This window comes from Stenotrophomonas sp. 220_Sma (assembly GCF_056487375.1).
The window spans coordinates 1,256,358-1,281,855 of record NZ_CM151348.1; the positions used below are offsets into that span (position 1 = coordinate 1,256,358).

At 66.8% G+C, this 25,498-nt stretch carries 22 protein-coding genes and 6 pseudogenes; 19 read left to right on the forward strand and 9 right to left on the reverse strand.

Annotated elements, in window-relative coordinates; all coding sequences use genetic code 11:
- The first annotated feature begins 67 nt into the window (after positions 1-67).
- The 7 genes and pseudogenes from ACZLIB_RS05975 (at position 68) to ACZLIB_RS06005 (ending at position 4,650) form a co-directional block, all read left to right on the forward strand.
- Complete coding sequence (locus ACZLIB_RS05975; RefSeq protein WP_478469373.1) at positions 68-631, forward strand: NADPH-dependent FMN reductase; 564 nt, start codon at positions 68-70, stop codon at positions 629-631.
- Between the two features lie 87 nt (positions 632-718).
- Positions 719-1,174, forward strand: a complete 456-nt coding sequence (locus ACZLIB_RS05980) for a RidA family protein (RefSeq protein ID WP_478469375.1) — start codon at positions 719-721, stop codon at positions 1,172-1,174.
- Positions 1,174-1,920: a glycerophosphodiester phosphodiesterase family protein gene (locus ACZLIB_RS05985; RefSeq protein WP_478469376.1), complete on the forward strand. Its 747-nt coding sequence runs from the start codon at positions 1,174-1,176 to the stop codon at positions 1,918-1,920. Before ACZLIB_RS05980 ends, ACZLIB_RS05985 begins: the two co-directional genes overlap by 1 nt.
- Positions 1,920-2,177: pseudogene (gene zapE, locus ACZLIB_RS05990) on the forward strand (AFG1/ZapE family ATPase); the annotation flags it as partial. The gene ACZLIB_RS05985 and the pseudogene zapE, both read left to right, overlap by 1 nt.
- 188 nt (positions 2,178-2,365) lie before the next feature.
- Positions 2,366-3,907 carry an ISCR element clade Ia family transposase gene (locus ACZLIB_RS05995; RefSeq protein ID WP_478469377.1) on the forward strand — a complete coding sequence of 514 codons (1,542 nt, stop codon included), beginning with the start codon at positions 2,366-2,368 and terminating at the stop codon, positions 3,905-3,907.
- 239 nt (positions 3,908-4,146) lie between these two features.
- Positions 4,147-4,374 carry an SDR family NAD(P)-dependent oxidoreductase gene (locus ACZLIB_RS06000; protein ID WP_478469378.1) on the forward strand — a complete coding sequence of 76 codons (228 nt, stop codon included), beginning with the start codon at positions 4,147-4,149 and terminating at the stop codon, positions 4,372-4,374.
- A 99-nt stretch (positions 4,375-4,473) separates the two neighbouring features.
- Entirely contained in the window at positions 4,474-4,650 is a 177-nt protein-coding gene (locus tag ACZLIB_RS06005) for a hypothetical protein (protein WP_478469379.1), read from the forward strand.
- Between the two features lie 7 nt (positions 4,651-4,657).
- Here the strand turns inward: ACZLIB_RS06005 and ACZLIB_RS06010 are convergent.
- A pseudogene (locus ACZLIB_RS06010) lies at positions 4,658-5,188 on the reverse strand (3'-5' exonuclease); the annotation flags it as partial.
- 81 nt (positions 5,189-5,269) lie between these two features.
- Between ACZLIB_RS06010 and ACZLIB_RS06015 the strand changes: the two are divergent.
- The 3 genes and pseudogenes from ACZLIB_RS06015 to ACZLIB_RS06025 all read left to right on the forward strand — a co-directional run.
- Positions 5,270-5,854 (forward strand): annotated as a pseudogene (locus ACZLIB_RS06015) (phosphoribosylanthranilate isomerase); the annotation flags it as partial.
- A 65-nt stretch (positions 5,855-5,919) separates the two neighbouring features.
- The gene (locus ACZLIB_RS06020; RefSeq protein WP_478469380.1) at positions 5,920-7,029 is read left to right on the forward strand and encodes a patatin-like phospholipase family protein; all 1,110 of its coding nucleotides are present in this window, start codon (positions 5,920-5,922) and stop codon (positions 7,027-7,029) included.
- A 2-nt stretch (positions 7,030-7,031) separates the two neighbouring features.
- Positions 7,032-8,486, forward strand: a complete 1,455-nt coding sequence (locus ACZLIB_RS06025) for a GntP family permease (protein WP_019186275.1) — start codon at positions 7,032-7,034, stop codon at positions 8,484-8,486.
- Positions 8,487-8,526: 40 nt separating this feature from the next.
- Here the strand turns inward: ACZLIB_RS06025 and ACZLIB_RS06030 are convergent, their stop codons facing one another.
- Together ACZLIB_RS06030 and ACZLIB_RS06035 are read right to left on the reverse strand one after the other, a co-directional pair.
- Entirely contained in the window at positions 8,527-8,736 is a 210-nt protein-coding gene (locus ACZLIB_RS06030; RefSeq protein ID WP_019186274.1) for a hypothetical protein, read from the reverse strand.
- 23 nt (positions 8,737-8,759) lie between these two features.
- Positions 8,760-10,241 (reverse strand): annotated as a pseudogene (locus ACZLIB_RS06035) (ISCR element clade Ia family transposase); the annotation flags it as partial.
- Between the two features lie 70 nt (positions 10,242-10,311).
- Between ACZLIB_RS06035 and ACZLIB_RS06040 the strand changes: the two are divergent.
- The 3 genes and pseudogenes from ACZLIB_RS06040 to ACZLIB_RS06050 form a co-directional block, all read left to right on the forward strand.
- A pseudogene (locus ACZLIB_RS06040) lies at positions 10,312-10,875 on the forward strand (transposase); the annotation flags it as partial.
- A gap of 431 nt (positions 10,876-11,306) precedes the next feature.
- Positions 11,307-11,765: pseudogene (locus ACZLIB_RS06045) on the forward strand (alpha/beta-hydrolase N-terminal domain-containing protein); the annotation flags it as partial.
- Between the two features lie 85 nt (positions 11,766-11,850).
- The gene (locus tag ACZLIB_RS06050; protein WP_478469381.1) at positions 11,851-12,867 is read left to right on the forward strand and encodes an alpha/beta-hydrolase family protein; all 1,017 of its coding nucleotides are present in this window, start codon (positions 11,851-11,853) and stop codon (positions 12,865-12,867) included.
- A gap of 30 nt (positions 12,868-12,897) precedes the next feature.
- Here the strand turns inward: ACZLIB_RS06050 and ACZLIB_RS06055 are convergent, their stop codons facing one another.
- On the reverse strand, positions 12,898-13,341 hold the full coding sequence (locus ACZLIB_RS06055) for a hypothetical protein (protein ID WP_047290313.1): 444 nt from the start codon (positions 13,339-13,341) through the stop codon (positions 12,898-12,900).
- A gap of 605 nt (positions 13,342-13,946) precedes the next feature.
- Between ACZLIB_RS06055 and ACZLIB_RS06060 the strand changes: the two genes are divergently transcribed.
- The 5 genes from ACZLIB_RS06060 to ACZLIB_RS06080 all read left to right on the forward strand — a co-directional run bounded on the left by ACZLIB_RS06060 (position 13,947) and on the right by ACZLIB_RS06080 (position 19,683).
- Positions 13,947-15,037, forward strand: a protein-coding gene (locus ACZLIB_RS06060) for an IS3 family transposase (protein WP_149500787.1) whose coding sequence is annotated in 2 segments (ribosomal slippage) — positions 13,947-14,205 and positions 14,205-15,037 — 1,092 coding nt in all. Because the reading frame shifts where the segments join, the coding sequence is not laid out codon by codon here.
- Between the two features lie 703 nt (positions 15,038-15,740).
- Positions 15,741-16,637 carry a hydroxypyruvate isomerase family protein gene (locus ACZLIB_RS06065; RefSeq protein ID WP_478469382.1) on the forward strand — a complete coding sequence of 299 codons (897 nt, stop codon included), beginning with the start codon at positions 15,741-15,743 and terminating at the stop codon, positions 16,635-16,637.
- A gap of 27 nt (positions 16,638-16,664) precedes the next feature.
- Positions 16,665-18,350 (forward strand): GMC oxidoreductase, encoded by a 1,686-nt coding sequence (locus ACZLIB_RS06070; protein WP_368851219.1) that lies wholly within the window; start codon positions 16,665-16,667, stop codon positions 18,348-18,350.
- Positions 18,350-18,925, forward strand: a complete 576-nt coding sequence (locus tag ACZLIB_RS06075; protein ID WP_032127647.1) for a gluconate 2-dehydrogenase subunit 3 family protein — start codon at positions 18,350-18,352, stop codon at positions 18,923-18,925. Before ACZLIB_RS06070 ends, ACZLIB_RS06075 begins: the two co-directional genes overlap by 1 nt.
- Before the next feature lie 14 nt (positions 18,926-18,939).
- Entirely contained in the window at positions 18,940-19,683 is a 744-nt protein-coding gene (locus ACZLIB_RS06080) for a 3-keto-disaccharide hydrolase (RefSeq protein WP_478469384.1), read from the forward strand.
- A 30-nt stretch (positions 19,684-19,713) separates the two neighbouring features.
- Here the strand turns inward: ACZLIB_RS06080 and ACZLIB_RS06085 are convergent, their stop codons facing one another.
- The 5 genes from ACZLIB_RS06085 to ACZLIB_RS06105 are packed head-to-tail and all read right to left on the reverse strand — an operon-like array spanning position 19,714 to position 24,346.
- A complete protein-coding gene (locus tag ACZLIB_RS06085; protein WP_478469386.1) occupies positions 19,714-20,010 on the reverse strand; it encodes a c-type cytochrome in 297 nt (98 codons plus the stop codon).
- A gap of 18 nt (positions 20,011-20,028) precedes the next feature.
- Positions 20,029-20,892 carry a sugar phosphate isomerase/epimerase family protein gene (locus ACZLIB_RS06090; protein ID WP_478469387.1) on the reverse strand — a complete coding sequence of 288 codons (864 nt, stop codon included), beginning with the start codon at positions 20,890-20,892 and terminating at the stop codon, positions 20,029-20,031.
- A gap of 19 nt (positions 20,893-20,911) precedes the next feature.
- Entirely contained in the window at positions 20,912-22,036 is a 1,125-nt protein-coding gene (locus ACZLIB_RS06095; RefSeq protein ID WP_478469389.1) for a Gfo/Idh/MocA family protein, read from the reverse strand.
- Positions 22,037-22,048: 12 nt separating this feature from the next.
- Positions 22,049-23,266 carry a nucleoside permease gene (locus ACZLIB_RS06100; protein ID WP_478469390.1) on the reverse strand — a complete coding sequence of 406 codons (1,218 nt, stop codon included), beginning with the start codon at positions 23,264-23,266 and terminating at the stop codon, positions 22,049-22,051.
- Between the two features lie 27 nt (positions 23,267-23,293).
- On the reverse strand, positions 23,294-24,346 hold the full coding sequence (locus tag ACZLIB_RS06105; RefSeq protein ID WP_049422750.1) for a sugar phosphate isomerase/epimerase family protein: 1,053 nt from the start codon (positions 24,344-24,346) through the stop codon (positions 23,294-23,296).
- A 95-nt stretch (positions 24,347-24,441) separates the two neighbouring features.
- Between ACZLIB_RS06105 and ACZLIB_RS06110 the strand changes: the two genes are divergently transcribed.
- The gene (locus tag ACZLIB_RS06110; protein WP_478469911.1) at positions 24,442-25,449 is read left to right on the forward strand and encodes a LacI family DNA-binding transcriptional regulator; all 1,008 of its coding nucleotides are present in this window, start codon (positions 24,442-24,444) and stop codon (positions 25,447-25,449) included.
- Positions 25,450-25,498 lie beyond the last annotated feature (49 nt).

Genomic DNA, 25,498 nt, shown 5'->3' on the forward strand with positions numbered 1-25,498 from the left:
ATTCCGAGACTTGCGGGTCCGGTCCTCAGCGCATAGGTCAAATCCGACAATTTCCAAAGGATATACCATGAAACTGAACGTCATCATCACCTCGACCCGCCCCGGCCGCAACGGAGAGCCTGTGGGCCATTGGTTTTATGACCATGCCAAGGCCAATCCCGGTGCCTTTGACGAGGTGATCCTGTCCGACCTGCTGGAGATCGACCTGCCGCTTCTGGACGAGCCGAACCACCCGCGCGCGCAGAAATATACCAAGGACCATACGAAGAAATGGGCCGGGATCGTCGACGGCTCGGACGCGTTTGTGTTCGTGCTGCCGGAATATAACTACGCCCCGCCGCCGGCCTTCTTCAACGCGCTGGATTATCTGGCGCTGGAATGGAATTACAAACCGGCGGGCTTTGTGTCCTATGGCGGGATCTCGGGCGGGATGCGCTCGACACAGGGGGCCAAGGAAATTCTGACCACCGTCAAGGTGATGCCGCTGCCCGAACAAGTCGCGGTGCCGATGGTGTTCGATCACCTCAAGGATGGCCGTTTCGATGCGCCCAAGGTCGTTCAGGACAGCGCCGATGTGATGATCGCCGAACTGGGCCGTTGGGCCGCCGCGCTCAGGCCGCTGCGCGGTTGAACGGGGCGAGGCGTCCGCCCAGATTGGGCTTCCACTTCCGGGCCGATCCGTCCTAGGATCGGCCCGATTTCATGACGGAGCTGACAAATGTCCCATGATGCCAGGCTGGCCGAACTCAAGATTGACCTGCCCGAGGCACTGGCCCCGGTTGCCAATTATGTGCCCTGGCAGGTCTCGGGCAATCTGCTGTTCGTCTCGGGCCAGATCTCGAACGGGCCGGACGGGCTGATCCGGGGCAGGCTGGGCGCGGATATGGATGTCGCGGCGGGTGCGCTTGCGGCGCGAGCCTGCGGGCTGGCCTTGCTGGCGCAGGCGCGCGCCGCACTTGGCACGCTGGACCGGGTGGTGCGGGTTGTGAAGCTGACGGCTTTTGTCAGTTCGACCCCCGATTTCGGCGACCAGCCCGAGGTCGTGAACGGCTGTTCCAACCTGATGGTCGAGGTGTTCGGCGATGCGGGCCGCCACGCCCGCTCTGCCGTGTCCGCCACCGCCCTGCCGCGCGGCGTCGCGGTCGAGATCGAAGCCATTTTCGAGGTGTCTTGATGGCGCTGCACCCCGATTTCATCCGCATCCCGATTGCCCATCGCGGGGTGCATTCCGACGGCGTGCCGGAAAATTCGCTGGCGGCGTTTCGCGCGGCGATCGCTGCGGGCTATGGGATCGAGCTGGACATTCAGCCCGCCGCCGACGGCACGCCCATGGTGTTTCACGATTACGACCTGACGCGGATGTGCGAGGATGAGGGCTATATCACCGATATGAGCCTTGAGGACCTGGCCAGAGAACGGCTGGCGGGCACTGATGAGCCGATCCCCACGCTGGCCGAAACCCTGCGCGAGATCGCGGGCCGGGTGCCCCTGCTGATCGAGATCAAGGATCAGGACGGGCGGCTGGGAACCGCCATCGGCGAGGTGCATCAGCGCGTGGCCGCCCTGCTGGAGGCCTATGACGGCCCGGTGGCGGTGATGTCGTTCAACCCCAATACCATGGCCGCCTTTGCCGAGGCCGCGCCCGCCGTCACGCGCGGGCTGACCACATGCGCCTTCGACAAGGATGAATGGCCGATGCTGGCCGATGCCACGCGAAAGAAGCTGGCCGCGCTGTCGGATTATGACCGGGTGGGGGGCGAATTCATCTCTCATGATCGGGTGGATCTGGGCAATCCGGCGGTTGCTGCGTTGAAATCGCGCGGCGTGCCGGTGCTGTGCTGGACCATCCGCAGCGCCGAAGAAGCGGCAGCGGCGCGGCGCGTCGCCGATGGCATCACATTCGAGAATTTCAGGCCCTGATGGTTTCGGTCACGGCGCTATATGATGCCGGTGTGAAAGCCGGGCAGCTCAAGGATGATGCGGCGCAGCGCGCGGTTCTGCCTGCGCTTGACCGGATCGCGGCCGCGCTGACCGACGCGCCGCCGCCAGCCGCACGGCCCGGCTGGCGCGGCTGGTTCGGGGGCGGCGCGCAACCGGCGGCGGCGCCGGTGCGGGGGCTGTATCTGTGGGGCGGCGTCGGGCGCGGCAAATCCATGCTGATGGACCTGCTGACCGAGGCCGCACCCATCGCCGCCAAGCGGCGCGTGCATTTCCACGAATTCATGCAAGAGGTTCAGGCCCTCCGACGTGGGAAACGCCCTGTCTTAAGCGCGGCGATGTCCGATACGAAAACCGGAAAAGGCCGATATGAACCGGCCGGGGCGGGCGCAAGCCTGAGCAGCCATTCCCTGCACCGGAGTGTTTCGTGCCGCGCCTCGCCGCGACCGTGTCGCAGCTGCAGGATGCCGTGGCGCACGCAACGTCGCCGGCAGCGCATCTGCCCACGGCTCGCTATGCGCCTCACCGTCCCGAGCGCACGCTGCTGTATTCGCTGGTGCAGGCGCATTGGCCGGACTTTCTCGCGCGCCGTGAGGTAGAAGACCGCCCGCTGCCCGAGTATGTGCGCGAGGAGTTCGAGACCTACCTGCGCTGCGGCGTGCTCGAGCACGGTTTCCTGCGCGTGGTGTGCGAGCAGTGCCGGGCCGAGAGGCTGGTGGCCTTCTCCTGCAAGAAGCGCGGCTTCTGCCCCAGCTGCGGGGCGCGGCGCATGGCCGAGAGCGCGCGGCACCTGGTGGAGGAGGTGTTTGGCCCGCGGCCGGTGCGGCAATGGGTGCTGAGTTTTCCGTACCCGCTGCGCTTCCTGTTCGCCAGCAAGCCGGAGGCCATCGGCCCGGTGCTGGTGATCGTGCAGCGCGTCATCGCCGGCTGGTTGGCCGATCAAGTCGGCGTCGACCACGCCAGCGCGCAATGCGGCGCGGTGACCCTGATCCAGCGCTTCGGCAGCGCGCTGAACCTGAATGTTCACTTCCACATGCTGTGGCTCGACGGCGTGTACGAGGAAACCACCGGGCCAGCGCAGCGCAAGCCGCGCCTGCACCGCACCCGTGCGCCCACATCGGCGCAACTGACGGAACTGGCCGGCACCATCGCGCATCGCGTGTGCCGGCACCTGTCGCGCCGCGGCTGGCTCGAAGGCGAAGACGAATCCGTGTTCCTGTCCGACAGCGCGGGTAGCGACGACGGCATGGATGGGCTGCGGATGAGTTCGATGACCTACCGCATCGCCACCGGTCGCGACGCTGGCCGCAAGGTCGTCACGCTGCAAACATTGCCCGGTGACGCAGGCTCGCTGGAGGGCGACGCCGGCAAGGTCGGCGGCTTCTCGCTGCATGCCGGCGTGGCCGCGGAAGCACACGAGAGCCACAAGCTCGAAAAGCTGTGCCGCTACATCACGCGCCCGGCGATCAGCGAGCAGCGGCTATCGATCTCACCGCAGGGAAGGGTGCGGTATCAGCTCAAGACGCCATGGCGCAATGGCACCACCCATGTCGAATGGGATGCGGTCGACTTCATCGCGAAACTGGCCGCACTGGTCCCGCCACCTCGCGCCCACCTGACCCGTTTCCACGGTGTGTTTGCCCCGAATGCAAACCTGCGTGCGCAGCTGACGCCCTCGGGGCGCGGCAAGCGGCCTGCGGGCGATGCAGTGCCGGTGGACGTCAGCGCCCACGACGAGCCGCGCAGCCCCGAGCAGAAGCGCCGTGCGATGAGCTGGGCGCAACGGCTCAAGCGGGTCTTTTCCATCGACGTCACCACCTGCGCCCACTGCGGCGGCGCGGTGCGGATCGTCGCCAGCATCGAGGAACCCACCGCCATCCGCGCCATCCTCGCCCACTTCGAGAAGCACGGCGCGCTGGAGCAAGCGCACTACCGGCCCGCAGCGCGCGCCCCGCCGCCGGCCGCGTGACGAGGTGCCGGCCACTCAACCGGAAGCGAAAGCAGAATCCGATCCGATGCGGCCACGACCCCGCAGGGCTGCGCTCGGCCCTGTGCCGGGATTCGGTGAGAAATGGCTACGCACTGAGCCGTTGCGCGGCCCCGCGATGTCGAAAACCCACGCATGAACCCCCGATCTGTGCCCGATCTGTGCCCAAAGCGGCGCTTGCGCGGCCGCTTCCTACCCGCCAGACTCGCAAAAAAGGGCGGTTGAACTTCCTATACCCCCGCGTCAACTCGGTGCATCCCGGCTTCATCGACACGCCGATGCTCGCCGCCAACCCGGCCGAAGCCAACGCTGCCGGCGTCGAAGCGACCCCGCTCAAGCGGGTCGGCCAGCCCGACGACATCGCCGCGGCGGTGGCCTACCTCGCAGGCGATGGAGCGTCCTTCGTGACCGGGACCGAGCTGCTGGTGGACGGCGGCTACGTGCTGTAGCCACCGCCAGGGTCCCGGGCACGGACGTCGACGCGGGCTCCACGCCGCTGCATTCAGCATGCGCGCCACCCTCGCGCCCATCGCGGGCAGGAGTCGCACATGTCCTCGTTCGCCATCTATCTCGCCGGAATGCTCGTCCTGATCATCGGCCTGGCTACCGGCGCATACTTCGCAGGCCTCGCCATGCAGTGGATCATCGTCGGCGCCGTCGTGCTGCTGGGCATCGGCATGGTCACCGCGGTGTCGCGCACGCGGCAGAAGGATCCCGCCGCCTGAGCCGGTGCTACGCCGGCTGCAGGTTGGCGTAGGCCAGCACCAGCCACTTGCTGCCGGCCTCGTCGAAATTCACCTGCACCCGTGCGTGCGCGCCGTTGCCTTCGATGTCGGTGACCACGCCGCTGCCGAACTTCGCGTGGGCGACATTCTGTCCCAGGCGAAAGCCCGGCGCGGCGTCGTCGACGATGGCATGGCCGGCGCGTCGCGGCATCGCGTACGAGGGCCGTGAGGCAGGGGTGCGCGGGCGCACCTCGTTCAGCAGCTGCGGGGGGATCTCGCGCAGGAAGCGCGACGGCAGGCCCAGCATGTCCTGGCCATGCAGCCGACGTGACTCAGCGTAGCTCAGCACCAGCTTCTGCCGCGCGCGGGTGATGCCGACATAGGCCAGCCTGCGCTCTTCCTCGAGGCGGCCGCTCTCGTCGATCGAGCGCTGGTTCGGAAACAGCCCCTCCTCGACGCCGGCCAGGAACACCAGCGGGAATTCCAGGCCCTTGGCGCTGTGCAGGGTCATCAGTTGCACGCCGTCCTCGCCGGCCTGCCCGATCTGTGCCCAAAGCGGCGCTTGCGCGGCCGCTTCCTACCCGCCAGACTCGCAAAAAAGGGCGGTTGAACTTCCTATACCCAACTGGGCGTGGACGCGGTCGGTTTCGTGTTCGCCGAAGGCAGTCCGCGCCGGGTCAGCGCGGCCGAGGCGCGGCAACTGCGCCTGGCGCTGGCGCCGATGGTCGGCGCGGTGGCGCTGTTCCGCGACAACACCGTGGCCGAGGTGCGTGAAGTGGTGCGCATGGTGCGACCGGCGTTGCTGCAGTTCCACGGCGACGAAGAGGATGCGTTCTGCAGCGCCTTCCGCATGCCCTGGCTGAAGGCGGTGCCGATGGGCGGGGGCGAGCGTTGGGATGCGGCCGCGCTGCAAGAGCGCTGGCCGAACGCCGACGGTTTCCTGTTCGACAGCCACGGCAAGGGCGCAGCCGGCGGTACCGGCCACACGTTCGACTGGAGCGCGATCCCCGGCGGACTGCACCGGCCGTTCGTGCTGGCCGGCGGGATCACGCCGGACAACGTGCACGACGCGATCCGCGCCACCTCGCCGTGGGCGGTGGACGTGGCCAGCGGGATCTAAGTCGCGCCGGGAGTCAAGGACGGCGAGAAGATGCGCCGCTTCGTGGCGGAAGTGCGACGTGCCGACGGTACCGGTCCCGATTGAACGGCGTTTTCCTTTACGCGCTGCGTGTGTCCCTGTAGTTTTCCCCCGTCCCTACGGATCCACCCATGAGCACTCCGGCCCGCACCCGCAAGGCCACCCCGGCCAGGAAGACCGCTGCGTCCAAGCCGGCGCCGCGCCGCAAGAGCCGTGCGGCGCCGCCGCCCGAACTCCTGTCCATCGACCTGGCCTTGCAGGGCGGCGGCTCGCACGGCGCCTTCACCTGGGGCGTGCTCGACCGCTTGCTGGAAGAGGAGTGGCTGCGGATCGATGGCGTGTCCGGTACTTCCGCAGGCGCGATGAACGCGGCCGTGCTGGTCGATGGCTTCGAACGTGGCAGTCGCCAGGGCGCGCGCGAGGCGCTGGCCCGGTTCTGGCGCGCGGTGTCCGACGCAGCGCGCTTCAGTCCGCTGCAGCGCGGGCCGCTGGACGTGCTGATGGGACGCTGGAGCCTGGAGGGCTCGCCGGCGTTCCTGGCCATGGACCTGGTGTCGCGGCTGTGGTCGCCCTACGACCTCAATCCGTTCGGCGTCAATCCGCTGCGCGACATCCTGGAGCGCTCACTCGATTTCGACGCGCTGTCGAAGTCGGACATCAAGCTGTTCATCACCGCCACCAACGTGCGTACCGGCCGCGGCAAGGTGTTCCGCAACGCCGAACTGAGCCCGGACGTGCTGCTGGCCTCGGCCTGCCTGCCGAACATGTTCCAGGCGGTGGAGGTGGACGGCGAGTACTACTGGGACGGCGGCTACTCCGGCAACCCGACCATGACCCCGCTGGTGCGCGACTGCAATTCGGACGACGTGCTCCTGGTCGCGGTCAACCCGGTCGAGCGTCCCGACCGGCCGACCGGCGCGCGCGAGATCCTCAACCGGATCAACGAGATTTCCTTCAACGCCGGCCTGCTCAAGGAACTGCGCATGATCGCGCTGCTGCGCCAGGTGGCCGACGTGGGCAACTGCGAGGGCGCGCGCTGGGCGAGCAAGCGCATCCACCTGGTGCGCAACGACCTGGCCACCGTGCTGGATTCCTCGTCGAAGATGAGCGCCGAGTGGGCGTTCCTGGAGATGTTGCACAAGGAGGGGCGGCGCGTGGCCGAGTCCTTCCTGGCGCAGGACGGCGCCAACCTGGGCAAGCGCTCATCGATCGACCTGAACGTGCTGCTGGAAGGAGTGTGAGCATGGGACTGCTGGGCATGCTGGTCGGCCTCGGCCTGTTGATGTACCTGTCCTACCGGGGCTGGAGCGTGCTGCTGCTGGCGCCGGCCGCGGCGTTGGTGGTGGCGGCGTTCTCCGGCGAGCCGCTGCTGGCGCACTGGACCTTGACCTTCATGTCGGCCGCCGCCGGATTCATCTCCCAGTTCTTCCCGCTGTTCCTGCTCGGCGCGCTGTTCGGAAAGCTGATGGAGGACAGCGGCTCGGTCGAGGCCATCGCCGCGTTCATGACCGCCAAGCTCGGCACCCGGCGGGCGATGCTGGCGGTGGTGCTGTCCGGCGCGCTGGTGACCTACGGCGGGGTGAGCCTGTTCGTGGCGATCTTCGTGCTGGTGCCGATGGCCGCGGTGCTGTTCCGCGGCGCCGGCATCCCGCGTCGGCTGATGCCGCCGGCGCTGGCGCTGGGCACGATGACCTTCACCATGTCGGCCATGCCCGGCACGCCCTCGATCCAGAACGCGATCCCGATGCCGTTCTTCGGCACCACGCCGTTCGCCGCGCCCGGGCTGGGCCTGATCGCCTCGGCGATCATGCTGGCGTTCGGCCTGTGGTGGCTGGCCCGCGCCGAACGTCGCGCGCGGCTGGCGGGCGAAGGCTTCGGCGAGTTGGCCACGCCCGACGCCGGCATGGTGGCCGAGGACGAGATCGTGCGCGAACGCGCGGCGGTGGCGCAGCCCTTCGATCCGGCCGAGGCGGCGCATGGCGTCCAGGGCAGCGGCCTGCCGTCGGCGCTGGTTGCGTTCGCGCCGCTGGCGGTGGTGATCGGGGTGAACCTGCTGATGTCGCTGCTGATCCTGCCGCGGATGGACGTGTCCTACCTGCAGTACGCGCGCTTCGGCGAAACCTCGCTGTCCGAGGTGGCGGGCGTGTGGTCGGTGTCGGTGGCGCTGGCCGCGGCGATCGCCACCACCATCGCGCTGAACCTGCGCCGCTTCCCCTCGCTGCGTTCGAGCATGGACTCCGGCGCCAACGCCTCGGTGCTGCCGATCCTGGCGGTGGGCAGCCTGGTCGGTTTCGGCGCGGTGGTCGCGGCGATGCCGGCCTTCGAGATCGTGCGCGACTGGGTACTGGGCATCGGCGGCGGTCCGCTGGTGTCGCTGGCGGTGGCGACCAACATCCTCGCCGGCCTCACCGGCTCGGCGTCCGGCGGCCTGACCATCGCCCTGGATGCGCTGGGTCCGACTTTCATGGCCATCGCCTACGAGACCGGACTGTCGCCGGAGCTGATGCATCGGGTGGCGGTGATCGGCGCCGGCACCCTGGACAGCCTGCCGCACAACGGCGCGGTGGTGACTCTGCTGGCGGTGTGCGGCTGCACCCACCGCGACAGCTACGGCGACATCGCGGTGACCGCGGTGCTCGGCTCGATCGTGGCGCTGGTGGTGGTGATCGTGCTGGGGACGATGTTCGGGTCGTTCTGAGCGCACGTGCGCGGCGTGACGGCGCCGCCCGGCACGATGCTCAGGCGCGGCGCGGCTGGATCGAGGCCAGCTGCGCGTCGGCCAGTCCCAGCAGCAGGCGCCGCGTTTCGCGGCCGCCGCAGCGGAACGCCTGCAGCAGGCGTCGCTCGAGCGGGTCGTGGACCAGTTCGGCGTCGAGTGCCGGAATGTCGTCCGGATCCGCCTCCCAGGCCAGCGGGCCACGGCCGGTGGCCAGCCACTCGAAACGCACGCGGGTGACATGCGCCAGGCGGGCGCGCCGTGCTTCTCGAAGTGGGCGAGGATGGCGCGGATGGCGGTGGGTTCCTCGATGCTGGCGACGATCCGTACCGCGCCGCCGCAGTGGGCGCAGGTGGTGATGTCGATGGAAAAGACCCGCTTGAGCCGTTGCGCCCAGCTCATCGCACGGCGCTTCTGCTCGGGGCTGCGCGGCTCGTCGTGGGCGCTTGCGTCAACCGGCGCCGCATCGCCCGCAGGCCGCCTGCCGCGCCCCGAGGGCGTCAGCTGCGCGCGCAGATTCGCGTTCGGGGCGAATACGCCGTGGAAGCGGGTGAGATGCGCGCGTGGCGGCGGGACCAGTGCCGCCAGCTTGGCGATGAAGTCCACCGCATCCCATTCGACATGCGTGGTGCCATTGCGCCACGGCGTCTTGAGCTGATACCGCACCCTTCCCTGCGGTGAGATCGATAGCCGCTGCTCGCTGATCGCCGGGCGCGTGATGTAGCGGCACAGCTTTTCGAGCTTGTGGCTCTCGTGTGCTTCCGCGGCCACGCCGGCATGCAGCGAGAAGCCGCCGACCTTGCCGGCATCGCCCTCCAGCGAGCCTGCGTCACCGGGCAATGTTTGCAGCGTGACGACCTTGCGGCCAGCGTCGCGACCGGTGGCGATGCGGTAGGTCATCGAACTCATCCGCAGCCCATCCATGCCGTCGTCGCTACCCGCGCTGTCGGACAGGAACACGGATTCGTCTTCGCCTTCGAGCCAGCCGCGGCGCGACAGGTGCCGGCACACGCGATGCGCGATGGTGTTGGCGAGCTGCGTCAGTTGCGCAGAGGTGGGGGCGCGGCGCAGGCGCGGCTTGCGCCGCGGGGGCTCGACGTTCGCGTCGTACACGCCGTCGAGCCACAGCATGTGGAAGTGAACATTCAGGTTCAGCGCGCTGCCGAAGCGCTGGATCAGGGTCACCGCACCGCACTGGGCGCTGGCGCGGTCGATGCCGGCTTGATCGGCCAACCAGCCGGCGATCACGCGCTGCACGATGCCCAGCACCGGGCCAATGGCTTCTGGCTTGCTGGCGAACAGGAAACGCAAGGGGTACGGAAAGCTCAGCACCCATTGCCGCACAGGCCGCGGGCCGAACACCTCCTCGACCAGGTGCCGCGCCGACTCGGCCATGCGTCGCGCGCCGCAACTCGGGCAGAAGCCGCGCTTCTTGCAGGAATACGCCACTAGCCTCTCGGCACGACAGTGCTCGCAGACCACGCGCAGGAAGCCGTGCTCGAGCACGCCGCAGCGCAGGTAGGTCTCGAACTCCTCGCGCACATGCTCGGGCAGCGGGCGGTCTTCTACCTCACGGCGCGCGAGAAAGTCCGGCCAATGCGCCTGCACCAGCGAATACAGCAGCGTGCGCTCGGGACGGTGAGGCGCATAGCGAGCCGTGGGCAGATGCGCTGCCGGCGACGTTGCGTGCGCCACGGCATCCTGCAGCTGCGACACGGTCGCGGCGAGGCGCGGCACGAAACACTCCGGTGCAGGGAATGGCTGCTCAGGCTTGCGCCCGCCCCGGCCGGTTCATATCGGCCTTTATGAGCTGCACCTCACACCGCTGGAGCTGATCGACCGCATTGCCGCGCTGGTTCCCCCGCCACGCACCCACCGGCACCGCTATTTTGGCGTGTTGGCACCCAACTCGCCGCTCAGGGCTGCGGTGACGGCGCTGGCGACACCGGCGCGAGCCGCTCCCGTGCTGGGCGCGTCGATCAGCACGGGGGAGTGCGCGCCTGGTGTGGTACCGATGAGCAGCGCGCTGCCATCCCAGAGCGAGCCGGTGCTGCCCAAGCGTGCAGCGCACTACCTGTGGGCGGTGCTGATCGCCCGCATCTACGAGGTGTTCCCCCTCTTGTGTCCGCTGTGTGGCGGGCATATGCGCATCATCGCGTTCATTACGCACAGCGCTGACATCCGGCACATCCTGGACCACATCGGGGCAGATTCAGAGCCACCCCGCATCTCCCCGGCGCGCGGGCCACCGCTGTGGGATGACTGTAGTGATGCGCAGATGGATGACGGGGCGCAAACCGAGCCAGCAGACTGGGACCTAGCGGCGCAACCGGCACCGGACTTTGAGGTCGATCAGCGCATCAGTTGGTGAATGAACAAAGCGGCGATTTTGACTTGCCGCGAACTGGCTCTGCGCCCGGTACACGCCGAGCGCCGCAAATCACTCTCCTGAACGCCAAACCCTGGTGGTGAACCTGACACCTGGGCGGGAAAATCGAGTGTCTCAGCCGGCTTGATGGCGCTTCCGCGGTGCGATACTTGGCCTCATGCGGTTAAAACGCCTATCCGTGTCCGGTACATTGGCCCAAGGGGACCACTCGCAGGGGATACTTGATGCGACAGGACGACGACGCTGCACTCGCTTCCGGTACTACATCCGATGGCTGGTTCACCCGGCTCCGGCGTTCGCTGCTGGCGCGCCTTGGCAATACCGGGCTCGTGCTGGGGACGTTGTTCTTCGCCGCCTCGCTCACGCCCAGCCTCACGCCACGGATCACGGTCGCGCAGGCGGTGCTGTCGGGCATGTGCCTGGCCGCCGGCTACGGCCTGGGCGTGCTGCTGCGCTGGCTGTGGGGATACCTGGAGCTGCCGCTCCCCGGGCCGGCGGGACAGCCGCGTCGCCGCCGTATCGCGGTCGTCGCCTGCGCGGTCATCGCCGCGCTCGCGCTTTGGCGCAGCCAGCATTGGGAAAACATCGTCCGCGAACTGATGCACCTGGCTCCCGCCGGTCCATCGCGCATCCTGGGCGTACTCGCGGGTGCGGCGGTCGTGGCGCTGCTGCTGGTCGTGCTGGGCCGCATCGCGCTGATGATCATCAAGGCGGTGATGCGCCTGGTCACCCACAAGGTGCCGCGACGGATCGCGCACGTGGTCGGTGCGATCGCCGGCGTGCTGCTGCTGGTGGGCCTGGTCAACGGCGTGATCCTGTCCTCGTTGCTGGACACCCTGGACGCCTCCTATCGCCAGGCCGATGCACTGATCCCGCCCGACATGCCGCCGCCGACCGAATGGGACAGCCCCGGCAGCGCGCAGTCGCTAGCTAGTGGCCTGGAACCAGCTCGGGCGCATGGGCCGGCGCTACGTCGATGCCCGCCCCACCGCCGACGAACTCACCGCCTACGCCGGTCCCGGCGCCAAGGCGCCGCTGCGCGTGTACGCGGGCCTGCCCACCGGCGACACGCCCGAAGAGCGCGCCCAGCTGGCGCTGGAAGAACTCAAGCGCGTCGGCGGCTTCGAGCGCAAGGCGCTGATCATCATCACTCCGACCGGCACCGGTTGGGTCGACCCGTCCGGCATCGACGGCATCGAATATCTCTACCGCGGCGATGTGGCCAGCGTCGCGGTGCAGTACTCGTACCTGTCCAGTCCGCTGACGCTGTTCCTGGATCCGGACACAGGCGGGGTCACCGCGCGCGCACTGTTCCGCGAGGTCTACGGCTACTGGCGCACGCTGCCGCCCGAGCGGCGGCCGAAGCTGTACCTGCACGGCCTGAGCCTGGGCGCGCTCAATTCGGAACGCTCGTTCGAGATGTTCGAGCTGCTCGGCGAACCATTCGATGGCGCGGTCTGGAGCGGACCTCCGTTCGCCGCCAGCAAGTGGGCCGGGCTGACCCGCTCGCGCAATCCCGGTTCGCCGGTGTGGCTGCCGCAGTTCCAGGACGGCTCGTTCGTCCGCTTCATGAACCAGGACGGCAGCTCCACCCCGCCCGGCACGCCGTGGGGCCCGATGCGCGTGGTCTACCTGCAGTACGGCAGCGACGCGGTGACGTTCTTCGACCGTCACGGCTTCTTCCGCGAACCGGAACTGCTCGATGCCCCGCGCCCGCCGGACGTATCCCCGGCGATGCGCTGGTATCCGGTCGTGACGATGATGCAGATGGCAATGGATACTTCGCTGTCGATGAGCGCACCAATGGGTTTCGGCCACGTCTACGCGCCATCGCACTACATCAACGCCTGGCTGGAAGTCACCGGCATCGACGACTGGTCGCCCGAAGACGTGGCCCGCCTGCAGCGCCACCTGGATGAGCGCCGGGCCGAAGAGCTGTCCAAGGATGGCGGCGAGGAGACCGTGGACGGCTGAACGTCGACGGTCTTGCGTGGACCGGCACCCTCAGTACATCCCGACCATGTTGAGGAACCAGCCCTCGTGGTCGTAGTCGAAGTCGGTCAGGTCGTCGCTGAACTCGGTGAAGTTGTAGCCGGCGCCGATGCGGAAGTTCTTGCCGATGTCGCGGTCCAGTCCGACCAGCCAGCCCTGCCGCGTGCCGCCGGCCTGCACGTCCAGCCAGCGGTATTCGGCCAGCGCGTGCCAGGCGTAGACCACCTCGTAGCGCAGCTGTAGCGCGGCGAAGTCGGTGGCCGAGTCGAACCACGGCCCGCTGCCGCGTCCGTAGCGCACCTCGCCCTCGCGCCGGGCGAGCTTGCCGGCCACTTCCCAATGCTGGTCGTGGCGGTAGACGCCTTCCACCGACAGCACCTGGGTTTTCTGGTCGTAGTCCTGCTCGCGCTGGCCCAGGCTGGAGAGGTCGTACAGGTAGGTGTAGCGGCCGAACATTTCCCAGCGCGCGCTATCCCACGGCCGCCAGGCGAAGCCGGCATTGCCTTCGATGAAGCGCGCGTTCGCCAGGCGGTCGCGATGGTCGTCGGTGTCGGCGTAGTTCGGCCGGCCGGCGATGCGGAGGCGGGTATAGGAAGTTCAACCGCCCTTTTTTGCGAGTCTGGCGGGTAGGAAGCGGCCGCGCAAGCGCCGCTTTGGGCACAGATCGGGCACAGATCGGGGGTTCATGCGTGGGTTTTCGACATCGCGGGGCCGCGCAGCGGCTCAGTGCGTAGCCATTTCTCACCGAATCCCTAGGTAGCTGAAGCGATCGCCAGGCCGCTGAGCCTGAGGGAGCTTTTAGCGGCAGCAAGTCCTTCAGCGCGTGCTGGCTCAGCTTTGCTCCGCCCTCAGCATGCTACCTTTAGCGCCAGTCCCTTATGGGACGCCTATCTAAAACAGGCGGTGACTATGCCTCTAATGTTGCTGGACCCAGAACGCGGTGTGATGCTCGAGCTTCCGCTGGAAGCTGGTCTGCTGGAGTCGCTTCAGGAGCGACGCCCCCCCTCAATTGAGTAGCAAGCTGCTTTGGAGTCCAATCCCCAACGAGAAGGAGATTGGACGTGAAAAAGCGTTTCAGCGAAGAGCAGATCATCGGCTTCTTGCGTGAGGCCGAGGCCGGGCTGCCGGTCAAGGAGCTGTGCCGTCGGCACGGCTTCAGCGAGGCGTCGTACTACCTGTGGCGCAGCAAGTTCGGCGGCATGAATGTGTCGGAGGCCAAGCGCCTGAAGGAACTGGAGACCGAGAACGCGCGGTTGAAGAAGCTGTTGGCCGAGCAGGTCCTCGAGAACGAGGTGATCAAGGACGTGCTGCGAAAAAAATGGTGAGCGCACCCGCCCGACGCGAGCAGGTGCGCTACATGGCAAGAAAAGGACTCAGCGAGCGGCGCGCTCTGCGCGTGGTCGGCATGAGTGCCAGCGCACTGCGCTACACGCCTCGTCCGGACCGCAATGTAGAACTGCGGGCGCAGATCCAGGCCTTGGCGCATCGGCACAAGCGCTACGGGGTGGGCATGATCTACCTCAAGCTGCGGCAAGGCGGCCAGGTCGTGAACTACAAGCGCGTCGAGCGGCTGTATCAGCAGGCGAAACTGCAGGTGCGGCGGCGCAAGCGCAAGAAGGTGCCCCTGGGCGAACGGCAACCACTGATTCGTCCGGTTGCGGCCAACGAGGTGTGGTCGATGGACTTTATCTTCGATCGCACAGCCGACGGCCGTGTCATCAAGTGTCTGGTGATTGTGGATGACGCCAGCCACGAGGCGGTGGCAATCGAGGTCGAGCGTGCGATTTCGGGCCACGGCGTCAGCCGCGTGCTGGACCGCCTGGCACTCAGCCGTGGCCTGCCGAAGGTGATCCGGACCGATAACGGCAAGGAATTCTGCGGCAAGGCAATGGTGGCCTGGGCGCACGAACGTGGCGTGTCGCTGCGTCTGATCCAGCCGGGCAAGCCGAATCAGAACGCTTACGTTGAATCGTTCAACGGACGCCTGCGCGACGAATGCCTCAACGAACACTGGTTCCCGACACTGCTGCACGCGCGCACCGAGATCGAGCGCTGGCGGCGGGAGTACAACGAAGAGCGGCCGAAGAAATCGCTCGGCGGGCTAACGCCTGCCGCCTATGCCCAACAGCTGGCGGTGAAACCGCTACGATAAAGCCGGGCTCCAAACAGCTCCGCTACTGAAAGCGGGGAGACGTCGGGAGCAGTGTTCGAGAGCGGATCCGGTCAAGCTTCAGCGACTCGCCAATCGGGTTGCGCAGGCTGTCGGTCCGGTCGTTGACATGTACTTGGACTATGACTTGAGGCCACCGTCCCAGGCGCAGATCCAGTACGCGGTTGCCATTGCGCGACGAGAGGGGCTCGAGATCCCGGCCGACGTGCTGAAGAAAAAGGTTGCGATGGGCAAGTTCCTTGACCAGCACGCCAAAGGTGGTGCCCGAAGCGGTAAGTAAGCGCTTGCCTCTGCGCGCTGCTAGGATTGCTACCTATGTAGAAAAAGGCGGTCGCTTTCGGCTCGAAATCCGTCTTTTACAACAAAAACCTCTCTCAATGTATAAATGCGAGTTTCAATGATCAAGAAAAAGCCTTTAGATACAGGAACTTGCGATGGTTTCGCGTTGAGAGCGCTGCGATCTGTGGGTTCACAACCGTTCTGATCGAACGCTCGTTCGCAGCAGAAAAGAAAGCCCCGCTCATGCGGGGCTTTTCTTTATCCGGAATCCCTTCGGAGTTGTGCCCCGCAGCATCGGTTTTCGTGCACCGCGACTTGCAAACAGACAATTTCCTCCCCTATGGTGCAATCGATTGCATTGCTGTGAATCGTTGCGTTTGATACCGGTTGGGAGGCCGGCAGGTGGATGTCCATCCATTCGATCAGACCGGCCCCGGCGACGGGCCTCACGCGGCGCGATGCGTTGCGCATGGCGGTTGCTGGAGGCGTAGCTCTGGGTACTGCGGGTACGCTGCCCGCATTCGCCGCCATGGCGCCGCTCAAGGGCAACCTGAAGCATTCCGTCGCCCGCTGGACCTTCCCGCAGCTGTCCGTCGCCCAGCTTTGCGCGACGGTGAAGGACATCGGCTTTGCCGCGATCGACCTGGTCGGCCCGGAAGACTGGCCGACGCTGAAGGCCAATGGCGTGTACAGCTCGATGTGCAACGGCGCGGAGCTGGGCCTGACCAAGGGCTTTGCCGGCCGCCAGTTCCATGACCAGCTGGTGGAGCGCTACACGCGGCACATCGATCTGGTCGCCGATGCCGGCTATCGCAACCTGATCTGCTTCTCCGGCAACCGCAACGGTATGGACCCCGCCGAAGGCATCGCGAATGCCGAGGCCGGCCTCAAGCGCATCCTCGGGCACGCCGAGAAGCGCGGGGTGGTGCTGGTGATGGAACTGCTGAATTCCAAGGTCGACCATCGCGACTACCTGTGCGACCACTCCGCCTGGGGCGTGGAGCTGTGCCAGCGGCTCGGCTCGGACAACTTCGGCCTGCTCTACGACATCTACCACATGCAGATCATGGAGGGCGACATCATCGCCACCATCGGCAAGCATCACGCCTGCTTCAAGCATTACCACACCGCAGGCGTGCCTGGCCGGAACGAGATTGGAGACCAGCAGGAGCTCCACTATCCGGCCATCTGTCGCGCGATCCGCGACACCGGTTTCAAGGGGTATCTGGCGCAGGAGTTCACGCCTGCAGCGCCCGATCCCGTTGGCTCATTGCGCGAGGCGATCCGCCTCTGCGACGTCTGAAACGATATCCACCCAGGTGAGAAACCCATGGCAGATAATCACTACGACGCCATTGTTGTTGGCTCGGGAATCAGTGGCGGTTGGGCGGCGAAGGAGCTGACCGAAAAGGGCCTTAAGGTCCTGATGCTGGAACGCGGGCGCAACATCGAGCACGTCAAGGACTACGTCAATGCGATGAAGGAAGCGTGGGACTTCCCGCACCGCAACCGGCCAACGCAGGCGATGAAGGCCGAGTTCCCGGTGCTGATGCGCGACTACGGACTGGCCGAGAACCTGGAAGGGATGTGGGCCAACGAACAGGACTCGCCCTACATCGAGACCAAGCGCTTCGACTGGTTCCGCGGCTACCACGTCGGTGGTCGCTCATTGTTGTGGGGCCGGCAGAGCTATCGCTTCTCCGACCTGGATTTCGAGGCGAACCTCAAGGACGGTATCGCCGCTGACTGGCCGATCCGCTACGCCGACATCGCGCCGTGGTACGACCATGTGGAAAAGTTCGCCGGCATCGCTGGTACGCGTGAAGGCCTGGACGTGTTGCCGGACGGCGAGTTCCTGCCGCCGATCCCGTTGAATATCGTCGAGAAGGACGTAGCTGCACGGATCAAGAAGGCCTTCGGCGGAACGCGCCATATGATCCACTCGCGCACTGCCAACATCACCAAGCCGATGCCCGAGCAGGGGCGCGTCAACTGCCAGTACCGCAACAAGTGCATCCTGGGCTGCCCCTTCGGTGCCTACTTCTCGACCCAGGCGGCGACGCTGCCAGCGGCGATGAAAACCGGAAACCTGACGTTGCGGCCGTTCTCGATCGTCAAGGAAGTGCTCTACGACAAGGACCGCAAGCGTGCGCGTGGCGTAGAGGTCATCGATGCCGAGACCGGCCAGACCTACCAGTACACCGCCAAGGTGATCTTCCTCAACGCGTCGTCCTTCAACTCGACCTGGCTGCTGATGAACTCGGCCACCGATGTGTGGGAGGGCGGGCTGGGGTCATCGTCGGGCGAGCTCGGGCACAACGTGATGGACCATCATTTCGGAGCGGGCGCCTCCGGCCGGGTCGAGGGCTATGAAGACAAGTACTACTTCGGCCGTCGTCCCTGCGGCTTCTACATTCCGCGTTTCCGCAACGTTGCGGCCGACAAGCGCGGCTATCTGCGTGGGTTCGGCTACCAGGGCGGTGCCAGCCGCACCGGCTGGTCGCGCGAGATCGCCGAACTGAACATCGGTGCCGACCTGAAGGAGGCGCTGACCGTGCCGGGTGACTGGCGTATCGGCATGACCGGCTTCGGTGAAATGCTGCCGCACCACGACAATACGATCCGCCTGGACCGCGACCGCAAGGACAAGTGGGGGCTGCCAGTGCTGGCGATGGACGTTGCCATGCGTGCCAACGAACTGGCGATGCGAAAGGACATGGCCGCCGATGCCGCCGAGATGCTGGAGGCGGCCGGCGTCAAGGACGTGAAGATGCACGACAACGATTACGCCCCGGGCAAGGGCATCCACGAAATGGGGACCGCGCGCATGGGACGTGATCGGAAGAGCTCGGTGCTGAACCAGCACAATCAGGTCTGGGATGCGCCCAATGTCTATGTGACCGACGGTGCCTGCATGACCTCCAGCGCCTGCGTGAATCCTTCGCTGACCTACATGGCGCTGACCGCGCGCGCGGCCGACCACGCGGTACGCGAACTGAAAGCGGGGAACCTGTGATGGATCGCCGCGAGCTGTTGAAGATGATCGTCGCCGCCACCGGTGCGGCCATGGTTGGGTTGCCTGCCCTTGTGCAGGGTCAGGCACCGGCGGGCGCCACCAAGATTCATTTCTCCGATACCGACGTCGCTACGCTGGACGAGATCGCCGAGACCATCCTGCCTCGGACCCGGACACCAGGGGCGAAGGATGCCGGCGCCGGCCTGTTCATGGCGACGTTCGTCAGCGACTGCTATACCGCCCGGCAGCAGGCGACCTTCCGCGCAGGGCTGGCCGACATCGACAAACGCGCCGGCGGCCGCTTCGCGTCGCTCACGCCGGAAGCCCGAACCGAATTGCTGCGCACGCTGGACGCCGAAGCCAAGGCACGCCATGCCGATGTGACCGAAACCGGTACGCCTGAAGAGGGCGAGGCGATGCCGCATTACTTCACGATGCTCAAGCAGCTGGCCATCTTCGGCTTCTTCACCTCCAAGGTCGGCGCCACCGGAGTGCTGCAGTACGTTGCGGTGCCGGGGCGCTACGACGGCGATCTCGCCTATGTTCCCGGCACGCCCGCCTGGGGGACCAGCTGATGGAGCGCAACAGGATGATCAAGCCGCTGCTGATCGCGGCCACCGCGCTGGCCGCCGCACCCGTGTTCGCGCAGAACGGTGCCGACGCCGCGCGCGATCCGAAGAAGACCGAGGTGTGGACGCCGGTGCCTGCGACCGTTGCCACGCCGCCAGGCAGGGCCCCGTCCGACGCAATCGTGCTGTTCGATGGCAAGGATGTCTCCGCGTGGGAGTCGGAGCAGGGCGGAGGCGTGCCCTGGAAGGTTGCCGATGGCGCCATGACCGTCGTGCCCGGCAGCAAGGGCATTCGCACCAGGCAACGCTTCTGCGACGTCCAGCTGCATGTCGAGTGGCGTACGCCCACCGACACGAAGGGCTTCGACGGACAGAACCGCGGCAACAGCGGCATCTTCCTGCAGGAGCTGTATGAGCTGCAGGTGCTCGACAGCTACAACAACCCGACCTATGCCAATGGCCAGGCGGGCTCGATCTACAAGCAGGCCATGCCGTTGGTGAACGCCTCGCGCGCACCGGGACAGTGGCAGGCCTACGACATCCTCTGGAAAGCACCCCGCTTCTCGGCGGGCGGCGGGCTTGTGTCGCCCGCGCGCATCACGGTGCTGCACAACGGCGTGCTGGTGCAGGACGACACTGTGCTGGCGGGCAAGACCGAGTACATCGGCGCGCCTTCCTACGCGCCGCATGCGTGTGCGCCGCTCTATCTGCAGGAACATGACTCCAGGGTCAGCTACCGCAACATCTGGGTGCGCGAGCTGTAGGGGCACGCGGCCAGCGTGGTCGCCGGCCGCTTACTTCGCCAGGTAGCTGGCGATGTCGTTGATCTCCTGCTGTGTCAGCTGGGAGAAGGGCGGCATCAGCCCGCCGCCCTTGCTGATCTTTTCCTTGATCTGTGCGGGTGCCATGCGCTTGCCGATGTCGGTGAGCGCCGGGAACGCGCCCGGCATGCCCGCACGATCGGCGCCGTGGCAGGCCACGCAGTTCGCGGTGTAGAGCTTTGCACCCGCAGCCGGATCGTCCTTGCACCAGGCGGCCGTCGCAACGCTCATGCCACCCAGGGCCACCGCCGTTGCCAGGATCATTTTCATGTGGGGCTCCTTGATGCGTCAGCGCCGCGCACGGGCGGGCACGTTGGTGGTCAGGTGTTCACGCAGATAGTCCGCACCGGTCTGGATGATCCTGGCCGGATCGCGTGGCTGGTCGTGCTCGATGATGTACCAATGCACGCCGGCGGCTGCCGCAGCAGGCAGGATCGCGTTCCAGTCCAGCACGCCCCGGCCAACCGCGGCGAATCCGCCTTCGTCCTGGGCCTGGCCCTTCGGTGCATTGTCCTTGGCGTGCACCGCGAATACGTGGCCGCGGAACTTTGCCAGCATCACGGCCGGGTCCAGGCCTGCACGCGCGACCCAGGCCAGGTCCAGCTCGGTCTGCAGGTCTGGACCGGCGGCGGCGAACAGCAGCTCCAGTCCGGTCCTGCCATCGAAGTCCACCAGCTCGAAATCGTGGTTGTGATAGGCCAGGCGCATGCCCTTGCCGCGCACCTGCTTCGCGATACTGCCCAGTTCCTGGCCCAGCGCAGTCCAGCCCGCGGCATCGCCCGGGCGATCCTTCTTGTCCAGGTACGGCACCACCAGTGTCGTGTTGCCGATCGACCGGTTGAAGGTCACCACCCCATCCAGGTTGCTGCGAAGCTCGGCCAGCGGCACATGCGATGAAACTGCCTTGATCGAATACCGGTCCAGCAGCTGCTTGAGCTCGGCGGCGCTGGTGTTCTGCGTGCCGACCGTTTCCACCGCATGGACGCCAGCGTCGTGGACGATCTTCAGCTGCTGCTCGAGCGAGCCGGCATCGCGCAGGGTGTACATCTGTACCGCGATCGGCTTCTGCGTGCTGGCGGCTTCGACTGCGAAAGCGGGCAGGGCAGCGAGCAGCAGAATGAGGCTTGCAGTTCCATGGACAAGGGCTTTCATCAACAGATCCTCCCGGGTTTCAACCGATGGTGGTCCAGGCACGCGACCTGGCTGATGCAATGACACGATCGACGATCTGCGCCGAGCGCAGGCCGTCCTCGAAGGTGGGAAGGGCCTGCGGCCGCTCGCCCTCGATGGCGCGATAGCTGTCGGCGACAAACGCTTCGAAGCACTGGGCGTAGCCCTGCGCGTGGCCGGCCGGCAACACCGACAGCCGGCGTTGTTCGGCTCCGCCGGCGCCCGGTCCGCGCACGAAGATCTCCTCGCGTTGGTCGGGCAGGCCGATCCACAGCCGCTCGGCGTCTTCCTGGTTGAAAGCCACGCTGGCCTTGGCACCGTCGATCTCGAACCAGAGGCGGTTGTGGCGTCCGGCCGAGACCTGGCTGACGGTCAGAGATGCCAGCGTACCGGCACCGGTCCTGAACATCGCCGCAGCCACGTCCTCGCTCGTTACCTCCTGCATTGCGCTGGCTGCGGTTGGCGTGCTGAAGCTCTGTCCGCTGACGGCGCCGCGCTCGGCGATGACCGTAGAGAACGCCGCGCTGACCTCGGCGAAGCGTTCGCCGCTGACCCATTCCACCAGGTCGCACCAGTGCGAGCCGATGTCGGCGAATACGCGCGATGCGCCACCCAGCGCCGGGTCCACGCGCCAGTTGTTGCTGGCCGGGTCCAGCAGCCAGTCCTGCAGGTAGCTGCCGTGGATCAGGTGCAGCGGCCCCAGATCACCCTGTGCTATGCGTGCGCGCGCCTCGCGCACCACCGGGTGGTAGCGGTAGACGAAGGGGACCGTGGCAACCAGGCCGGTCGAGGCGGCCAACGCCGCCAGCGCCTGCGCATCGTCCAGCGTGGTCGCCAGCGGTTTCTCGCAGATCACGTGCTTGCCGGCTTCCAGCGCGGCCTGCGCCATTGCGCGGTGCAGATGGTTGGGCGTGCAGACGTGCACGACCTGCACCTGCGGATCGGCGATCACCTCCTCGATGTCCCGATAGGCGCGCGGGACATTCCACAGCTGCGCCATCTCACGCGCGCGCTGCGCTGACGAAGCGGCAACGCCGCGTACCTCGGCACCGGCGAGCAAGGCCGCACGGCGGTGCACGGCGCCGATCATGCCGGCGCCGACGATGGCGATTCCAAGCGTTGGCATCGGCTCGAATCCTCAGGTTGTGGAAGATGCGGCGGCCACGGCGGGCCGGTCGCGGAACAGCAGCAGGAAGGCGATCAGCACCACCAGCGCGACAGCGGCCGGGAACAGCCATATCTGCTGCCAGTCGGGGCCGGCCTCGGTGGTGAAGTGCTCCACCACCGCGCCGGACAGGAAGGTGCCGATCAGCATGCCCACGCCGTACGTGGCCAGGGTGATGAAGCCCTGCGCGCTGCTGCGCACGGCGGGGCCGGCATGGGCATCGGTGTAGATCTGGCCGGTGACGAAGAAGAAGTCGTAGCAGATGCCGTGCAGCACGATGCCGATCACCAGCAGCGGGAAGCCGCTGCCCGCATCGCCGAAGGCGAACAGGACATAGCGCACCACCCACGCCGCCATGCCGACCGCCAGCATGGTCTTCACCCCCAGCCGCACGAACAGGAACGGCATGGCCAGCATCAGCAGCACCTCGGAAACCTGGCCCAGCGACTGCAGGCCTGCGGCGCCGCGCACGCCCAGGTCGTTGAGATACGGATTGGTGAAGTTGTAGTAGAACGACAGCGGGATGCAGATGGCGATGGACGCCAGGAAGAACACCAGGTAGGCACGCGACTTCAGCAGCCGCAATGAATCCAGCCCGAGGATCTGCCCCAGCCCGGCATCGCGCTGCTGTGCCAGTGGCGGCGTGTGCGGCAGGGTGAACGCATACAGGCCCAACACCAGCGATGCCAGCGCCGCCATGCGGAACGTCAGTTCAAGCCGATGGGCCTGCTCCCACCCCAGCCAGCCGATCAGCACGCCTGCGACGATCCAGCCGATGCTGCCGGCCACGCGTACCAGCGGGAACTGTTTCTCGGGCGACTGCATGTGCCGCATCGCCACGCTGTTGGCCAGCGCCAGCGTCGGCATGAACAGCAGCATGTAGCCCATCACGCAGGCCGAGAACACACTGAAGCTGGTGGCGGTGGACGCCAGCCACATCAGTACCGCGCCGGCCAGGTGCAGCACCGCGAGGATGCGCTGCGCGGCGAAGTAGCGATCGGCGATCAGGCCGACCAGGAACGGCGCCACGATCGCGCCGATCGACTGGCTGAGGAAGGCGGTGGCCACCTGGCTGGCGCTGGCCTGCAGCGGGCCCTGCACCAGGTACGTCCCGAGGGTCACGAACCACGCTCCCCAGATGAAGAACTGCAGAAACATCATCGCGCCCAGGCGCGACATGGCGTGCGACATGGCTTGCCCTCCCGGGGCGGTAATGGCTCAGATTCCCAGCATGTGGTGCAGTGATGCGGCGTCCGTGCCGCTGTCGGCGAAGTCATCGAAGGCGCGTTCGGTCACCCGGATGATGTGGTCGCGGATGAAGGCGGCACCCTCGCGTGCGCCGTCCTCCGGGTGCTTCAGGCAGCACTCCCATTCCAGTACCGCCCATCCGGGGAAGTCGTACTGGGCGAACTTGGAGAAGATCGCCTTGAAGTCGATCTGGCCGTCACCGGGCGAACGGAACCGGCCCGGACGATCGATCCAGTCCTGGTAGCCGCCATACACGCCGCTGCTCGCGCTGGCGCGATACTCCGCGTCCTTGACGTGGAAGATGCCGATGCGCGCGTGGTAGCGGTCGATGAAACCCAGGTAGTCCATCTGCTGCAGCAGCAGGTGGCTGGGGTCGTACAGGATCTTGGCGCGGGGGTGATGGTCCACCACGTCGAGGAAGCGCTCGAAGGTCGCGCCGTCGTGCAGGTCCTCACCCGGGTGGATCTCGAAGCACAGGTCCACGCCACAGGCGTCGAACGCATCCAGGATCGGGCGCCAGCGGCGGCCGAGTTCGGCGAAGGCTTCTTCCACCAGCCCCGGCGGGCGCTGCGGCCAGGGATAGAAATAGGGCCAGGCCAATGCGCCGGAGAACGTGGCATGCGCGGTCAGCCCCAGGCGCTGGCTGGCTTTGGCGGCCAGCAGAAGCTGCTCGACTGCCCAAGCCTGGCGGGCAGCCGGATCGCCGCGCTTGTCCGCCGGCGCGAATCCGTCGAACAGGCTGTCGTAGGCCGGATGCACCGCGACCAGCTGCCCCTGCAGATGGGTGGACAGCTCGGTGATCTGCACGCCATGACCGGCCAGCATGCCGGCGACGTCGTCGCAGTACGCCTGGCTGCGCGCGGCCTCGGCCAGATCGAACAGGTGGGGCGCGCCGGTGGGGACTTGTACGCCAGAATAGCCCAGACCCGCGGCCCATCCGGCCAGCGTGTCCAGCCGATCAAAAGGAGCTGTGTCGCCGATGAACTGCGCCAGGAACAGCGCTGGACCCTTGAGCGTCTTCAACGTGATTCGCCCTCGATGCAATCGATTGCATTATCCTAGCAGGGGCTCACGCAGGACCTGTTGTGCACTGCACAGCAGACAGGAGAACTAACGCCATGGCCACCATCTACGACATCGCGAAGCACGTCGGCGTCTCCGCAGGCACGTTGTCGCGGGCGCTTTCCCGGCCGGACAAAGTGCTGCCGGCTACCCGCGCGCGCATCGAGCAGGCCGCCGCCGCACTGGGCTATGTGCCCAACACGGTGGCCCGCACGCTCAAGACCCAGCGCAGCGGCAAGATCCTGGTCACCGTCCCGGACATCGCCAATCCATTCTTCGCGCAGATCCTGCAGGGGGCGGAGGACGCCGCACAGGCGGTCGGCTATGCGGTTCTGCTCGGCGATACCCAGCATCAACCCGACCGCGAGGAGCGCTATGCGCAGATGCTCCGGCGCAACGAGGCCGACGGCATGATCGTGCTGGGGCACCGGCTGCCGCCGACGGCGCGCGAGATCGTCCAGCAGCGCGGTGCCGCCGCGCCGGTGATCAACGGCTGCGAGTTCGACCCCGCGCTGGGCATTCCCAGCGTCCATATCGATAACGCCGCGGCCGCGCGTGTGGTGATGGAACATCTGTATGGGCTGGGACACGAGCGGATCGCCGTGGTCGGCGGACCGCCGGACAATCCGCTGCACCAGCAACGGCTGGAAGGGGTGCGGGCGGCTGGCAAGGCGCGTGGACGCCTGCGCCAGCTGAACATCGTGCCGGGTGACTTTTCGGTGGAATCCGGCCATGCGGCTGCCATGGCGCTGCTGGACGGCATGTCTGCGCCAACGGCGATCTTCTGTTTCAGCGATCAGATGGCGCTGGGCACCCTGGCGGCCTGCCGCGATCTGGGCATCCGCGTGCCGGAGGATCTGTCGATCGTCGGCTTCGATGATCTGGCATCTTCCCGCTACCTCACGCCGCCGTTGACCACCATCCGGCAACCGATGCGGGAGATCGGTGAGCGCGCGGTCAACCTGCTGCTTGCCATCATCGAGCACATGGATGTGCCGCTGCAGCAGACGCTGGATTTCAGCCTGATGCTGCGGGGTTCAACGGCGCCACCCAGGCGTGGGTGAGGCAGGGTAACCGCCGTGAATCCTTGATCCCGAATTGACGCAGAGCTGT